Annotated in this window: 14 protein-coding genes; 11 read left to right on the forward strand and 3 right to left on the reverse strand. The window is 38.9% G+C overall.

What is annotated here, in order from left to right:
- Nucleotides 1-6 precede the first annotated feature (6 nt).
- The 8 genes from ACFOSX_RS03905 to ACFOSX_RS03940 all read left to right on the forward strand — a co-directional run bounded on the left by ACFOSX_RS03905 (nt 7) and on the right by ACFOSX_RS03940 (nt 9414).
- Nucleotides 7-1251, forward strand: coding sequence for a hypothetical protein (locus ACFOSX_RS03905; protein WP_386097220.1), 1245 nt, complete (start codon nt 7-9; stop codon nt 1249-1251).
- A 101-nt stretch (nt 1252-1352) separates the two neighbouring features.
- Nucleotides 1353-2039: a succinate dehydrogenase cytochrome b subunit gene (locus ACFOSX_RS03910; RefSeq protein ID WP_386097222.1), complete on the forward strand. Its 687-nt coding sequence runs from the start codon at nt 1353-1355 to the stop codon at nt 2037-2039.
- A gap of 12 nt (nt 2040-2051) precedes the next feature.
- Nucleotides 2052-4049 (forward strand): fumarate reductase/succinate dehydrogenase flavoprotein subunit, encoded by a 1998-nt coding sequence (locus tag ACFOSX_RS03915; protein ID WP_386097224.1) that lies wholly within the window; start codon nt 2052-2054, stop codon nt 4047-4049.
- 15 nt (nt 4050-4064) lie between these two features.
- Nucleotides 4065-4811 (forward strand): succinate dehydrogenase/fumarate reductase iron-sulfur subunit, encoded by a 747-nt coding sequence (locus tag ACFOSX_RS03920; protein ID WP_386097226.1) that lies wholly within the window; start codon nt 4065-4067, stop codon nt 4809-4811.
- Nucleotides 4812-4895: 84 nt separating this feature from the next.
- Entirely contained in the window at nt 4896-5852 is a 957-nt protein-coding gene (locus ACFOSX_RS03925) for a M28 family peptidase (protein ID WP_386097228.1), read from the forward strand.
- A gap of 5 nt (nt 5853-5857) precedes the next feature.
- Nucleotides 5858-7627, forward strand: coding sequence for a MutS-related protein (locus ACFOSX_RS03930; protein WP_386097230.1), 1770 nt, complete (start codon nt 5858-5860; stop codon nt 7625-7627).
- A 147-nt stretch (nt 7628-7774) separates the two neighbouring features.
- Nucleotides 7775-8134: a S24 family peptidase gene (locus ACFOSX_RS03935; protein WP_386097232.1), complete on the forward strand. Its 360-nt coding sequence runs from the start codon at nt 7775-7777 to the stop codon at nt 8132-8134.
- Entirely contained in the window at nt 8134-9414 is a 1281-nt protein-coding gene (locus tag ACFOSX_RS03940) for a Y-family DNA polymerase (protein WP_386097234.1), read from the forward strand. The genes ACFOSX_RS03935 and ACFOSX_RS03940 overlap by 1 nt, the downstream gene beginning before the upstream one ends.
- 55 nt (nt 9415-9469) lie before the next feature.
- Here the strand turns inward: ACFOSX_RS03940 and rpmA are convergent, their stop codons facing one another.
- Both rpmA and rplU read right to left on the reverse strand, forming a co-directional pair.
- Nucleotides 9470-9730, reverse strand: a complete 261-nt coding sequence (gene rpmA / locus ACFOSX_RS03945) for a 50S ribosomal protein L27 (RefSeq protein WP_386097236.1) — start codon at nt 9728-9730, stop codon at nt 9470-9472.
- A 38-nt stretch (nt 9731-9768) separates the two neighbouring features.
- Nucleotides 9769-10440, reverse strand: coding sequence for a 50S ribosomal protein L21 (gene rplU / locus ACFOSX_RS03950; RefSeq protein WP_386097238.1), 672 nt, complete (start codon nt 10438-10440; stop codon nt 9769-9771).
- Nucleotides 10441-10705: 265 nt separating this feature from the next.
- On the opposite strand from rplU, the gene ACFOSX_RS03955 reads away from it, so the two are divergent.
- Both ACFOSX_RS03955 and ACFOSX_RS03960 read left to right on the forward strand, forming a co-directional pair.
- A complete protein-coding gene (locus tag ACFOSX_RS03955; RefSeq protein ID WP_386097240.1) occupies nt 10706-12025 on the forward strand; it encodes a M16 family metallopeptidase in 1320 nt (439 codons plus the stop codon).
- Nucleotide 12026: 1 nt separating this feature from the next.
- Nucleotides 12027-14117, forward strand: coding sequence for a M16 family metallopeptidase (locus tag ACFOSX_RS03960; RefSeq protein ID WP_386097242.1), 2091 nt, complete (start codon nt 12027-12029; stop codon nt 14115-14117).
- A 33-nt stretch (nt 14118-14150) separates the two neighbouring features.
- On the opposite strand, the gene ACFOSX_RS03965 is transcribed toward ACFOSX_RS03960, so the two are convergent.
- A complete protein-coding gene (locus ACFOSX_RS03965; RefSeq protein WP_386097244.1) occupies nt 14151-15044 on the reverse strand; it encodes a DMT family transporter in 894 nt (297 codons plus the stop codon).
- Between the two features lie 118 nt (nt 15045-15162).
- Between ACFOSX_RS03965 and ACFOSX_RS03970 the strand changes: the two genes are divergently transcribed.
- Nucleotides 15163-15666 carry a cation transporter gene (locus ACFOSX_RS03970; RefSeq protein ID WP_386097245.1) on the forward strand — a complete coding sequence of 168 codons (504 nt, stop codon included), beginning with the start codon at nt 15163-15165 and terminating at the stop codon, nt 15664-15666.
- Nucleotides 15667-15683: the final 17 nt, after the last annotated feature.

Raw genomic sequence — 15683 nt, forward strand, 5'->3', positions numbered from 1 at the left:
ATCACTATGCTAAGGACAAGACTTTCCGCTTTGGTCTTTTCGTTATTTACATGTTGTTTTCTTTTTTCTCAAGACGATTCATCTTCAGACGATTTAAAGATTTTTCTAGATTGTAATGTTTGCGATAACACTTATATGCGTCAAAATCTGGGGAACGTTCAGTTTGTGCGAGACCAAGATTTAAGTGATGTACACCTATTCTTTACAACACAGCGCAACGGCAGTGGAGGTCGAAGCTATGAGGTGGATTATATTGGCAAAGGGGAGTTTTCGGAGATTAACTTTAGAATGAGTTTTAACTCTGATGTGAATATGACTGATGATGATGAACGAAAACTCATCTTAGAACAGTTGAAACTGGGTCTAGTTCGTTTTTGGATTGCAAAGGGAAGAACGGATGTTGTAACAGTCTCCGTGCCTTCGCCCGAAAATGAAGAAGAGCAAGCGGAAGAGGAGGATCCTTGGAATTATTGGTTATTTAGGCTGGGTGCTCGGGGCTTTTTTGATGGTCAGGAAACAGTTAGTTCTAGTAACATCAACTTTAATTTTTCAGCACGACGCGTTACCGAAAAAAATAAATTTTTCTTTAGAATAGGTTATGGCGAGAATAAAAGAGTGTTTACGTTTGATGGTGAGGATATCGAAAACATTAATAACAACAAAAACCTAAATATCAGTGACGTTTTGAGCATCAATGACCATTGGTCTTATGGTTTTTTTGGAAATATTGGAACGTCTACTTTCAGCAACCGCGATTTGTTTTGGGGTTTTAAACCGGCGATAGAGTATGATTTTTTTAAATACAATGAGTCCGCTAAAAAGATTTTAACGCTATCCTATCGTAATGGTATTGTCTTCAATGATTATATAGAGCGAACGGTCTTTAACGAAACTGAAGAGTACCTTTGGGAACACAATGTTGTTCTTGGTGGTTCTATCAATCAAGAATGGGGAAATTTAAATGCTGAAGCACGATTTGACCAATTTTTGCATGATACCGAATTGTACTCCGTAGGCTTTTCTTTGGGGGCCAATATCAGAATCTTTAAGGGCTTCAATTTTGATATTTTCGGACGTTATAACATTACTAGAAACCAGATTGCTATTTCAGGTGGTGGTGTTTCACTCGAAGAGTTGTTGCTACAACAACAACAGTTGCAATCGGGTTACAACTACTTCGTAAGTATGGGCTTTAGCTATTCTTTTGGGTCTATTTACAATACTGTAGTTAATCCTCGCTTTAATCGATAGCTTATATCCATTCTAAATATTTCACAAAAGAACTGTAGCTTTTGTAGAAACACGTTCTGCACCGTATCTTTGTAGTAACTAACTTTTAGATTATTGCTACAATGAGCGGAATTTTAAATTCTTCGGTAGGTAGAAAGTTTGCCATGGCGCTTTCAGCTTTCTTCCTAATGGTTTTCTTACTGCAACATTTTTCAATTAATATTTTGTCCGTTTTTAGTCCTGAAACATTCAATGATGTTTCGCACTTTATGGGAACCTTTTGGGTGGTACAATATCTGTTGCAACCTGTGTTGATTTTTGGTGTGGTCTTTCACTTTGTGATGGGTTTCATACTAGATATTAAAAATAGAAGCGCCAGAAAAGTAGGCTATGTAAAGAATAATGGCTCGGCCAATTCAACTTGGATGAGCCGAAATATGGTGGTTTCAGGATTGGTGATTTTGGCCTTTATGGTCTTGCACTTTATTGATTTTTGGATTCCAGAATTGAATGTAAAATACGTTCAAGGCGACATGAGCGGTTTGGTTGACCCAAACAATGCTGAAAGCGGTTACCGTTATTACGAAGAATTAGTGCATAAGTTTGAAAGCCCTCTGCGTGTCGGTGCTTATGTCATCGCATTTGTCCTTTTAGCATTACACTTATTACATGGGTTTAGCTCTGCATTTCAATCAGTTGGTGCAAATAATAAATACACTAGAGGATTAAAAGGATTTGGTAAGGTTTACGCCATAGGCATTCCTTTAGGCTTTATTTTCATTGCACTTTATCATCATTTTAATCACTAAATCATAGATACTATGGCTTTAGATTCAAAAGTACCTTCAGGTCCATTAGCAGATAAGTGGACAAAGCATAAAAACGAAATTAATCTGGTAAACCCAGCCAACAAGCGTCTTATAGATGTCATTGTTGTGGGTACGGGTTTAGCAGGTGGTTCTGCAGCAGCGACGCTCGCAGAATTGGGCTATAATGTAAAAGCATTTTGCTTTCAGGATTCGCCGAGACGCGCGCACTCTATTGCAGCTCAAGGTGGTATCAATGCTGCAAAAAACTATCAAGGAGATGGAGATTCTACCTATCGATTATTTTATGATACAGTAAAAGGTGGCGACTATCGCTCGCGAGAAGCTAACGTATATCGTTTGGCTGAGGTGTCTGCAAACATCATTGACCAATGCGTCGCACAAGGCGTACCTTTTGCTAGAGACTATGGCGGACTGCTAGATAACCGTTCGTTTGGTGGTGTTTTGGTGTCTAGAACATTCTATGCCAAAGGACAAACTGGTCAACAATTACTTCTTGGTGCGTATTCAGCCATGAACCGTCAGATTGGCCGTGGAAAGATTAAAATGTACAACAGACACGAAATGTTGGATGTTGTGATTGTCGATGGAAAAGCTAGAGGCATCATTGCACGAGATTTAGTCACGGGAAAAATTGAACGTCATTCAGCACACGCCGTAGTTTTAGGAACTGGGGGCTATGGAAACGTATTTTTCTTATCCACTAACGCTATGGGAAGTAATGTAACGGCCGCATGGAAAGCACACAAGCGTGGTGCTTATTTTGCTAACCCATGTTATACTCAAATTCACCCGACGTGTATTCCCGTTTCTGGAGATCATCAGTCTAAGCTGACATTGATGTCAGAGTCTCTTCGAAATGACGGACGCATCTGGGTACCAAAGCATAAAAAAGATGTTGAAGCCATTAGAGCGAAAACCTTAAAACCTACAGATCTTAAAGAAGAAGACCGCGATTACTACTTAGAACGTCGTTATCCTGCCTTCGGAAATCTAGTGCCTCGTGATGTTGCTTCTCGTGCGGCTAAAGAACGCTGTGACGCTGGTTTCGGTGTTAATGCCACAGGTGAAGCAGTTTACCTAGATTTTGCTTCGGCTATTAAGCGTTACGGAAAAGAACAAGCCCACGTCAAAGGCTTAAACGAAAGCGACGAAAAATTAGTGAAAGAACTCGGACAGGAAGTGGTGCGTAACAAGTATGGAAACCTATTTCAGATGTATGAGAAAATCGTTGATGAAAATCCATATGAAACACCAATGATGATCTATCCGGCTGTTCACTATACCATGGGAGGCGTTTGGGTAGATTATAATCTTCAAACTACAGTGCCAGGATTATACGCTATCGGAGAAGCAAATTTTTCAGATCATGGCGCCAATAGATTAGGAGCGTCAGCCTTGATGCAAGGTTTAGCTGATGGTTATTTTGTGTTACCGTATACGATAGGCGATTATTTATCGGACGATATCAGAACTGGACCAATTTCTACGGATCTTCCGGAGTTTGAAGCTGCTGAGAAAAATGTGACGGATAACATCAATCATCTAATCAATAATGAAGGATCAAAACCTGTTGATTATTTCCATAAGAAATTAGGGAAAATAATGTGGAATAAATGTGGTATGGCCAGAAATGCTGAAGGCTTAAAAGAGGCTATTCAAGAGATTTCAGACTTAAGAAAAGAGTTTTGGAACGATGTGAGAGTGCCGGGTACTGCTGATGAATTCAATGAGGAGTTGGCTAAAGCAGGTCGTGTTGCCGATTTCTTGGAGTTAGGTGAATTGTTTGCCAAGGACGCTTTAGTGAGAGAAGAGTCGGCAGGAGGTCACTTTAGAGAAGAACACCAAACCGAAGAAGGCGAAGCGCAAAGACGCAAAGAATTCCAGTTTGTATCCGCTTGGGAATATAAAGGAGAGCCAAAAGATGCCGTCTTACACAAAGAAGATTTAGTGTACGAGAATATTGAGGTAAAAGAAAGAAGTTATAAATAACTTAAATATCACAAGATGAATTTAACGTTAAAAATATGGCGCCAAAAAGGTGCAAATGACAAAGGAAAAATGGTGGATTATCAAATCGCCGATGTGTCACCCGACATGTCTTTCCTTGAAATGTTAGACGTATTAAATAACCAATTGATTGAAAAAGGCGATGAGCCTGTGGCTTTTGATCATGACTGTAGAGAAGGTATTTGCGGATCTTGTTCATTATACATCAATGGCGAAGCACATGGTCCTGACCGATTGGTGACCACTTGTCAATTACACATGCGAAAGTTTAATGATGGCGATACCATACATATTGAACCATTCAGAGCCAATGCCTTTCCGGTGATTAAGGATTTAATTGTAGATCGATCTTCATTTGACCGTATTCAGCATGCTGGTGGATTTGTATCTGTAAATACTTCAGGAAACACGCAAGACGCCAATGCTATTCCTATCGAAAAAGCTAACGCAGATATGGCTTTTGATGCCGCAACATGTATCGGATGTGGCGCTTGTGTAGCTAGCTGTAAAAACTCCAGTGCTATGTTATTTGTCTCGGCAAAGGTGTCTCAGTTTGCGTTGTTGCCTCAAGGCCAAGTTGAAGCGACAGACCGTGTCATGAATATGGTTAACCAAATGGACGCTGAAGGCTTCGGAAACTGTACCAATACTGGCGCTTGTGAGGTAGAATGTCCTAAAGGTATTTCCCTTGAAAATATAGCAAGAATGAATCGCGAATACATGGCAGCAACCTTAAAAGGTTAAGTGACTGCTACTTAAATAATAAATGCCCAAGTCGTGTAAATGGCTTGGGTTTTTTAATTAGTTTTATCATCCTTTTGATACACTATGAAACAACTTTTACAATTCAGTTTTATCCTTTGCGCTAGCCTAATCATCCAATCGTGTAAAGGCCACCAACCAGAATCTCAAACAGCAACTTCTGAAGACACAGCAGTTGTTGAAACTATCTATGATTTCGATGATTCTGAATTAATAAAGAATATAAAGACCCTTTCTGAAGACCGATTTGAAGGTCGTAGAACAGATACGGAAGGCGGTAAGATGGCTAGGGCTTATGTCATTGAAGCATTCAAATCTAGAGATGTAAACCCACTCGATGAGTCTTTTGAACAAGCCTTTTCGTTTACACGGAGAGAAAAAGACTATAATGGAACTAACGTTCTCGGGCTTATAGAAGGTTCAGTACATAAAGATAAATACATTGTGATTTCAGCCCATTACGATCACGTGGGAATCAACGATGGCAAAATATTCAACGGTGCCGATGATGATGCTTCAGGGACCAGTGCGTTGTTTGCTTTTGCGGAATACTTTAAAGCCAATCCACCAAAACACAATGTCATTTTAGCGGCCTTTGATGCCGAAGAATTAGGATTAAAAGGGGCGTATCATTTTGTGGATAATTCTATTGTTCCAAAAGACCAATTAGTATTGAACTTAAATATGGATATGGTCAGCAGAAGCGAAAAAAACGAATTATTCGCCGTGGGTACGCGCTATTATCCGCAGTTGAAACCTGTTATAGAAAATTATAAAAGGTCTGGGGATGTAAAGGTTCTGATTGGTCATGAAGGGTTGGATAAAGCGCAAGACTGGACCAATTCTAGTGACCACGCTGCGTTCCATAAAGCAGAAATCCCATTTGTATATTTCGGTGTACCAGATCATGAAGATTACCATAAACCGACGGACGATTTCGAAAATATAGATCAAACCTTCTACAAAAATGCCGTACAAACAATTATCAATACCTTTAAGGCCTTTGATAATCTAGAATTGTAAAGCAAATGTCTCAACAACGGGAATTTTATCAATCCCAACGTCACACCCATAAAACGGAAGCTCAACGCTTACGGAAACTATTATTGAGCTTAAGCTCGGCGCGCTTAGTGGTGTTTTTGGCAATGGGTTTGGGAATTTATTTTTTCTTCGGAAAATGGCAAGTTGCGGTTACTATTGGAATTCTTGGAACTGCTATCTTCTTATATCTATTATCACGTTACACCGATGCCAAACAAAAACGAGAGCTGTCGCAACGCTTAGCTACTATTAATGAAGAAGAACTTCAGATTTTAGACGGCAATTTTCACAATCGGTTGTCAGGGCAAACGTTTGAAGATCCATCACATTTTTACAGTTTAGATATCGATTTATTTGGGAAAGGCTCCTTCTTTCAATATACCAATAGAACAGCTACTGAAGCAGGAAAACAGACATTTATAGACGCCTTATTGGCCAATAGGATTGATGATATTGAGGAGCGCCAAGAGGCAATAAAAGAACTTAGTGAGCATCAAGTATGGTCACAAAACTATACAGCCATTGCTCAGGGTGTAAAGGTTGAATATCCTGCTGGACAGATTTTAAATTGGTTAAAAAATTATCAGCCATTTCTGCACTCATGGGTGAAATGGGTGGGGCCACTCTTCAGTGTTATGTCTGTACTTTGCATTGTGTTGGGTAGTGCTCAGCTCATTCCTGTAGCTTATATCGGCTATTGGCTCCTCGCCGGACTTGGAATCACAGCCATCTATCTTAAAAAAATAAATAAGTTAGCAAGTAACACCGATAAGGTCAAAGAGACCATACGGCAATATGCGCTGTTATTAGAACAGATTGAAAGCATTTCATTTTCTTCGGAATTGCTTAAAACACAACAAACCACTATTGAAAATGAAGGCTTAAAAGCCTCGGAGATATTTTCAAAATTTTCAAAAGCACTCGATGCCTTAGACAACCGGAATAATCTGTTATCCGCCGTATTGGGCAACGGCTATTTTCTATGGGACATTTGGCAAAGCTATCGTGTAGAAAGATGGATTGTTAGCTATAGAGACAAGGTGGAAGATTGGTTTGATGTCATTCCGTTTTTCGACGCCTACAATACCTTAGGGACCTTTGCATACAACCATCCCGACTTCGTATTTCCTGAAATTAGCGATGCAGGGCAAACTATAGATGCCAAAGATTTAGGGCATCCATTATTAAACAAAGCGCAACGCGTAGATAGTGATTTGTCTATGGATAATGATGCATTTTTCATTGTTACTGGCGCCAATATGGCTGGGAAAAGTACGTTTTTAAGAACGGTTGCCTTACATATTGTTATGGCGAATATGGGCTTGCCGGTTTGTGCCTCATCGAGCAAATACAACCCAGTGAAACTCATCACCAGCATGCGTACCACAGATTCACTGACGGATGATAGCTCCTATTTCTTTTCAGAATTAACCCGATTAAAATACATTGTAGACCATCTTAAGAATGACCGCTATTTTGTGATTTTAGATGAAATTCTTAAAGGCACCAACAGTACCGACAAGGCTATTGGCTCACAGAAGTTTGTTCAGAAGTTAGTGACCTTAGATGCCACAGGAATTATTGCCACACACGACTTAAGCCTTACCGAAATAGAAGCCCAATTAGAACCCGTTAAAAACTACTTCTTTGACGCGCGTATAGAAACCGACGAGCTATACTTCGACTACAAACTCAAAAAAGGCGTCTGCGAAAACATGAATGCGAGTTTTCTGCTGAAGAAGATGGAGATAGTATAATATGTAGATTTTCTTACTGCCCAATTGATTGTTTTGCTTTACTACAATTCTTGGCAATCAAAAGCGCTATTATACCTTACTTTTCAATTCCTGAGATTGTCTTTTTTAAGCAATCAATATCATTCAAATCTTTTAAAGTAAGCGTCCATGTTGCAAGTAAATCAAATTCAGAAATCGAAAAAGAGCTATCGGGTTAAGCGTCCGACACAAACTGGATTTTCTAGTCCGGCAACGCACTATAATGAACCACGGATTGATTTAAATGATGTCCTTATTAAGAATTCATCATCCACGTTTTTTGTCCGTGTTGGCGATGCTAATTTTATAGATTATAATATAAATGTTGATGATGTTTTAATTGTTGACCGTTCGTTAGTGCCACAACCAGGTCAACTGGCACTTGTTACAACCAATAATGGTTTTGAGATTTTACGTTTTTCACTAAATGGAGAAGAAGAAATGCAGTTGTGGGGCGTCATTACTTATATAATCCATGCCACGCTGTAATGATTGCATTGATTGATTGTAACAGTTTTTATGCGTCTTGTGAACAGGTCTTTAGACCAGAACTTAAAAATAAACCGGTTGTAGTATTGAGCAACAATGACGGTTGTATCATTGCCGCCAACAAGGAAGCAAAGGCCTTGGTTCACATTCCTATGTTTGAACCTGTTTTCAAAATAAAAAACATTTTGGATGCCAACAAGGTGACTTGCTTTTCATCAAACTACACCTTGTATAGCGATATGTCTCGACGTGTAATGGATACATTACAACAATTTTCACCTTTGGTAGAAGAGTACAGTATTGATGAAAGTTTCGTGGATTTGTCTCATTATGATTCTAGCGAACTTAGACAGATAGGCCTTGAGATTAAATCGACCATTCTTAGACATACCGGAATTCCCGTCGGTGTCGGTATCGCTAAAACAAAAGTCTTGGCTAAGATGGCGAATAAATTTGCAAAGAAAATGACGTGCGGTACTGCTGTTTATGTGGTGGATTCTGAAGAGAGACGGCAGTCATTGTTGCGAAGTGCCAAACCAAAAGATATTTGGGGTATAGGAAAAAAGCATGCTTTAAGATTAGAAAAGGCAGGGTGCAAAAATGCGCTCGATTTCACAAACCTTGAGGTGGCTTGGGCACGTAAAGAAATGACCGTTATTGGTGAACGCTTGTGGCGGGAGTTGAATAATAGTCCCTGTCTAGACCTAAAAACACAAACAGATCCCAAAAAAGGAATCGGCACTGCAAAATCGTTTGGGTATAAGTTGGAGGATTTTGGTCTTATTGAAGAAGCTTGTAGCTATTATGTTGCTGAAGTAGCAGATTTATTACGTCAACAAAAAAGTGCAGCGAGTCAAATAGAAGTTTTTCTAACCACCAATTACCATAGTGAATTTGACAACCAATACCACAATAAAATTATCCTCTCCTTAGACCAGCCGACAAATAGTACTATTACTTTGACTCAAATAGCTCTTAAAGGTCTGAGAAGAATCTACAGACCTGGATACCGATACAAAAAAGTGGGTGTGAATCTTTTTCATTTGGTGCCAGATGGTACTATCCAACTTGGGCTTTTTGAACAGTCTAAAAAGTCAGAAGACAAAGGCCTTACAAAAACGATTGACTTGTTGAACAGTAAATTTGGAAAGAATAAAATAAAATTGGCCACGGTAGGAAACAGAGAAAAGCAATGGGCTTTGATTAAAGAGCATAGGAGTCCAAGATATACGACGCAGTGGGAAGAGTTACTTACTGTTGGAAAACCTAATGACAAATAAAAAAACCCTATCTATTTCTAGAAAGGGCTTTTATACAATTATAAAGATTGTTTAATTAAGCATCAAAAGGCTCAATTGAAACATAAGACTTATTGTCTTTCTTCTTAGTAAATTTTACTAAACCATCTACTTTAGCATGTAAAGTGTGATCTTTTCCTTGGTATACGTTTTCACCTGGGTGATGCGTGTTACCACGTTGTCTAATGATAATGTTTCCTGCAACGGCAGCCTGTCCACCAAAAATCTTAACACCTAAGCGTTTCGATTCTGATTCTCTACCGTTTTTAGAACTACCAACTCCTTTTTTATGAGCCATTGTCTTTAGGTTTTATAAGTTATACTTAGGTGCGTAGCTTACGCCTTACCACCGTCTAATTCGTCTTGCCATTTCTTAAGCTCGTCCCACTTACCTTCTGCAGCCATTTCAGCTTGCTTTGGCCAAGTGTCAGTAACATGGTTACCACGAACGTCAGCAATAATTTCAGAAATTTTCTCAGGGCTAGTCTTAGCTAACTGAGCGAAAGTTGTGATTCCAGCTTCTGCAATAGTAGAAGCAATCTTTGGTCCAATACCTTCAATTTTCTTAAAATCATCTGCTTTAGCAGTAGCTTTCTTAGCAGGAGCAGCCTTCGGCGCTTCCTCTTTCTTAGTTACTGGTTTAGCTTCTGCCTTTTTTGGTTCAGCTTTTTTCGGAGCAGATTTTTTCTTTGCTCCAGAAGCTGTAATACCTTCGATTACGATTTCAGAAAGTGCCTGACGGTGACCATTCTTAACACGGTAACCTTTACGTCTCTTCTTTTTGAAAACAATAACCTTGTCACCTTTAAGGTGCTTAACGACTTTTGCACTAACTAGTGCTCCGTCTATAGCTGGGGCGCCTAAAGTAATATTGTCACCATCGCCGATTAAAAGAACGTTATCGAAATCTACTTTCTTACCTTCTTCCGTAGCTAAACGGTTAACAAAAACTTTTTGGTCTTTTTCAACTTTAAATTGATGCCCTGCTATCTCTACAATTGCGTACATAGCGTAACGTTTTTATTAATTTATTTTAAAAAACTATAATCACCTCTATTTAAGGCGGGTGCAAATATACTGCTAAATTCTAAATAAACAAACGTTTTATTTGGGCTAAATCGCGGGTTCAAAACGGAAAACTAATAAAGATTTTATATCAGTTTTAACGCATAGGGCTAAAGCAAGCAAAATGTCTTTTGTAAATTTGTGAGTTGCCTGTAACAATATGATTATAATGCAGACAAACAGAACGTAAAACAATTTAAAAATGAATATGAAAAAACGCTTTTTAAGCTTTGCACTTTTGGCATTGGTCGGTTCGGCGGCTACAGCCCAAAAGGTAGAATTTGAAGAATTTGACTTAGACAATGGTCTACACGTCATTCTTCATCAAGATAACACAGCACCATTAGTGGTGACCTCGGTAATGTACGATGTAGGAGGAAAAGATGGTGACCGCGAACGTACAGGCTTCGCACATTTTTTTGAACATTTATTATTCGAAGGTTCAGAAAATATTGAACGTGGTGAGTTTATGAAAATCATTCCGGCAAACGGAGGACGTTTCAATGCCAACACATCTCAAGACAGAACCTATTACTACGAAATTTTCCCATCTAATAAGCTGGAATTAGGCCTTTGGTTAGAGTCTGAACGTATGTTACACCCGGTAATTGATCAAGTTGGTGTGGATACTCAAAACGAAGTTGTGAAGGAAGAAAGACGCCAGAGTTATGATAACAGACCATACGGACAGATATTGAGTGCAATTGGTAGTAATCTATTCGATGTGCATCCATATAAAGATGAGAATATCGGTAAGATGGAACACTTAGATGCGGCAACGCTAGAAGAGTTCAATGCTTATTTCGATAAATATTATGTGCCAAACAATGCGGTGCTAATCGTTGCTGGAGATATCGATATCGATGACACTAAAGACATGGTAGAAGAGTATTTCGGAGCTGTGAAGAAAGGACCAGAAGTGGTTCGCAATTTTCCGAAAGAACAGCCACTTACTGAAACCAGAAAGGCAACAGTTTACGATAAGAACATTCAAATCCCTGCAATTATCGCAGCTTACAGATTACCAGGTCAGGCGACGCGTGATGCTTATGTATTAGACATGATTTCTACTTACCTAAGTGGAGGTAAAAGTTCTGTTTTAACTAAAAAGATTGTTGACGAGCAACAACAAGCATTGGCGGTACAAGCGGTAAATCTCGGTCAGGTAGACTATAATATTTTTGCCTTATTTGCATTACCTCAAGGCGATGTGACGTTAGAAACACTGCTTTCTGAAATGGACGAAGAAATCGTTAAGATGCAAAACGAATTGATTTCTGAGCGCGATTACCAAAAGCTTCAAAATCAGTTTGAAAGTCAGTTCGTCAGCCGTAATGCTAGTGTAGAAGGTATTGCAAGTTCTCTAGCAACTTACTACTTGTTGTATGGTGATGTCAACCTGATTAACAATCAGATTGATATTTACAGATCCATTACACGTGATGAGATTAGAGACGTTGCTAAAAAGTACCTAAGTCCTAATCAACGTGTAGAAATTGAATATTTACCTAAAAAAGATGATCAGTAAGATGAAGACAATTCAAAATAAAATAGTAGCATTTATCCTTTTGACTTTTGTCAGTTTTGGCGTAAATGCTCAGATAGACAGATCGCAAATGCCAGAAGGTGGCCCTGCCCCAAAAATTTCTATCGATGATCCTACCGAGTGGGAATTAAAGAACGGAATTAAGGTGCTGTTGGTCGAAAACAACAAATTGCCAAGAGTGTCTTATTCATTGAGTATTGACAACAAACCTTTAGTTGAAGGTGATAAAGCAGGTACGGCAAGTATCCTTTCGGCTATGTTAGGGAATGGAACCACAAGCATTTCAAAAGAGGATTTTAATGAGGAAGTTGACTTTTTAGGTGCAACGATGAGCTTTGGTTCTAGTGGTGGTTTTGCGAGTACACTTTCAAAATATTCAGACAGAATCGTAGAATTGATGGCCGATGCGGCGATGAACCCGTTATTAACGGAAGAAGAATTCAATAAAGAAAAAGACAAAGTAATTGAAGGCTTTAAAGCGGATGAGAAAAGTGTAGATGCTGCTGCTGGCCGTGTTGGTTCTGCTTTGGCTTATGGTAAGGATCATGCTTATGGTGAGTTTGCAACGGTAGAGACCGTAAATAATATTCAGTTTCAAGATGTATTGGATTTATACAAAAAGCGATATGCACCAAACAATGCCTATATCGTTATTGTAGGTGATATCGATGAAAAAACTGCGAAGAAGCAAGTGAAGGAACATTTTGGGAAATGGGCAAAAGTTGATCTTCCGGAAGTGGCATCACCAGCATTGACATCTAATGTTGACCAAACGCAAATCAATTTTATTGACATGCCAAATGCAGTACAATCCAATATAGCCATTACCAATAATGTTGATTTAAAAATGAACGATGAAGATTACCACGCAGCATTAATCACCAACAATATCCTTGGTGGCGGTGGCGAAGGTTATTTGTTTAAAAATCTTAGAGAAGATAAGGGTTATACCTACGGTGCCTATTCTAGTTTAGGGGCAAGCCGTTATGGTGTCTCTCGTTTTAACGCTAGCGCCAAAGTACGTAATGAAGTTACCGATAGTGCCGTTGTGGAGTTTGTAAAAGAAATCAAACGTATCCGTACAGAGCCTGTTGATCCACAAACCTTGAAGGATGCAAAAGCGAAATACGTTGGAAATTTTGTGATGGCCTTAGAGCGTCCACAAACCATTGCCAACTACGCATTGAACATTAAGCGTAACAATTTACCAGAAGATTTCTACGAAGATTATTTAGAAAACATCAACGAGGTTTCTGTCGAGGACGTTCAGCGTGTGGCACAGAAGTATTTTGATATTGACAATTCTAGAATCATCATCGTCGGAAAAGGGAGTGATGTCGTTCCTGCTTTAGAGCGATTGAACATGCCAATTAAATATTATACCAAATATGCAGAAGCTACAGAGAAACCTGTGTTTTCTAAACCGCTCCCTGCAGATTTAACTGCAGCCGATGTCCTTAAAAAATATGTGGATGCCATTGGTGGTGAAGCTAAATTAAAAGCTATTAAAACCACAATGACCAAAGCCAATGTAACAATACAAGGTATGCCCTTTAAGCCGGTAGCAACTATTAAGCGTATGGCGCCGAACAAAATGTCAATGGAAATGGAGATTGAAGGCATGGGAACCGTAATGGCTCAAAAGTTCGATGGGTCAACTGGATACATGGAACAACAAGGACAGCGAAGAGTTATGCCAGAAAATGAAATTAACGATAGCAAAGCACAGAAAGGCTTATTCCCTGAGTTGTATATGGATGCTGCCAAAGTAGAATTAGAAAGCCTTGTCGATGTAGAAGGAACAGATGCTTACAAAGTAAAAGTAACCAAGGATGATGGTAAAACAAGCTACCGTTTTTACGCGGCCGATACAGGGTATTTAATCCGTACTGAAGAAACGACAGAGCAATCAGGTCAATCTATTACTAGTGTTACTGAGTATGGTGACTATAAAGAAGTTGATGGCGTAATGATGGCAATGACAACTAAAATCACAGCCGGACCTCAAGTGTTAACGTTTGAAACCACCGAGTCTAAAACGAACGAAGGCGTTACTGAAGCAGATTTTAACTAATCTACAGTTATACAAATTTGAAAGAATCGAAGCTTAGGCTTCGGTTTTTTTGTTTTTTGATGCATTGGACAAATATACTCCAGAGAGAATAATAAGCGCACCCAGACCTTGAAGCCAGGTGAAGTTTTCGCCATCTATCAAACCCCAAATAAGGGCGACGACAGGCATCATATACGTTACCGATGACGCAAACACAGGATTAGAAATCTGAATCAGTTTGTTGTAGAATACTTTTGCCATAGCAGTTCCAAAAACGGCTAAAATCAATGTGTAAATCACTGCCCAGTTGAACTCTGGATTGGCCATAGTTTCAGATTTAAAAAAATCAGTAAAAATCAGAATAATTATTGCTGGAATGGTGATAAAGGCATAATGACCCGCAGCAATAGCCAATGGCTTTACATCATCCAAATAGCGTTTTATGATGTTCGCATTAGTGGCATACATCATGGTAGCTATAATTACAAAACCTGCAAACAAATAGTTCTGATTTGGATTTATGACAGCACCCTTCAAAATTAAAATAGCACAACCAATAAAACCGAGAGCCACACCAAGGATTTGACGCTTCGAAGAACCAATTTTAAAGAAGGTGATACCCAATAAAACCGTGTTTAAAGGGACTAGTGAATTTAGGATAGACGTTACGGCACTATCAATTTCGGTTTGGGCAATTGCAAATAAAAACGCCGGAAAAAAGGAGCCCACCAAAGACGACACGAAGATCCACGTCCAATGCTTTCTGGATAGGCCTTTCAGCTTGGTAAATCCAAAGAATAGAAGTACGATTCCTGCAAATACTGTGCGTAGTGCGCCCAACTGAAATGCTGTGAGACCTAAAAGTGATTTTTTTATGAGAATAAAAGAGCTTCCCCAAACCAAAGACAGTAAAATTAGATAAATCAACTTAGGGTTAAGGTTTTTCATACAAAGAGGTCACAAATCCGTCACAAATCCGTCACAAAATTCGTTAATTATCTTTCAAGAATCATCATAATTATTAGATTTGTTTTCTTAAAAATTACCAAGTTAGACTATGAAAACAATGCATAAAGTAATTGCTTTAGCGATTTGTATTACTGGATTTACATCGTGTAAGAACAATCAGGAAGCAGAGATAAAAACGATTGATACAGACGTCTCGTCCAAAGAGATTGCAGTCGCTGACGATGCTAATGTAGAGTATGCCAAGGTGCAATTTAATATTGAAGGGATGACCTGTGCCATGGGCTGTGCCAAAACCATTGAAAAGAAAATGGCGAAATTAGAAGGCGTAAAATCAGCAAAGGTTGATTTTGATAGCGAATTAGCCATGGTGGAGTATGATGCCAGTAAAGTTTCTCCAGAACGTTTAGAAGAAACTGTAACCTCTGTAGGTGGTGGTGATGTTTACGAAGTAAAAAACATTTCTACAGTTGGTTCGTTTGAAGCGCACACTAAACCCTGTAAGGAAGATTGTAAAATGGCATGCTGTAAAGACAAAAAAGAAGGCGAAAAAATGGCCTGTGAAAAAGATTGCAAAAAAGCCTGTTGCAAAATGAAAGCTTAGCCTTTTTATTAAAAATA

The organism is Winogradskyella maritima (genome assembly GCF_042650215.1).
Lineage (GTDB): Bacteria > Bacteroidota > Bacteroidia > Flavobacteriales > Flavobacteriaceae > Winogradskyella > Winogradskyella maritima.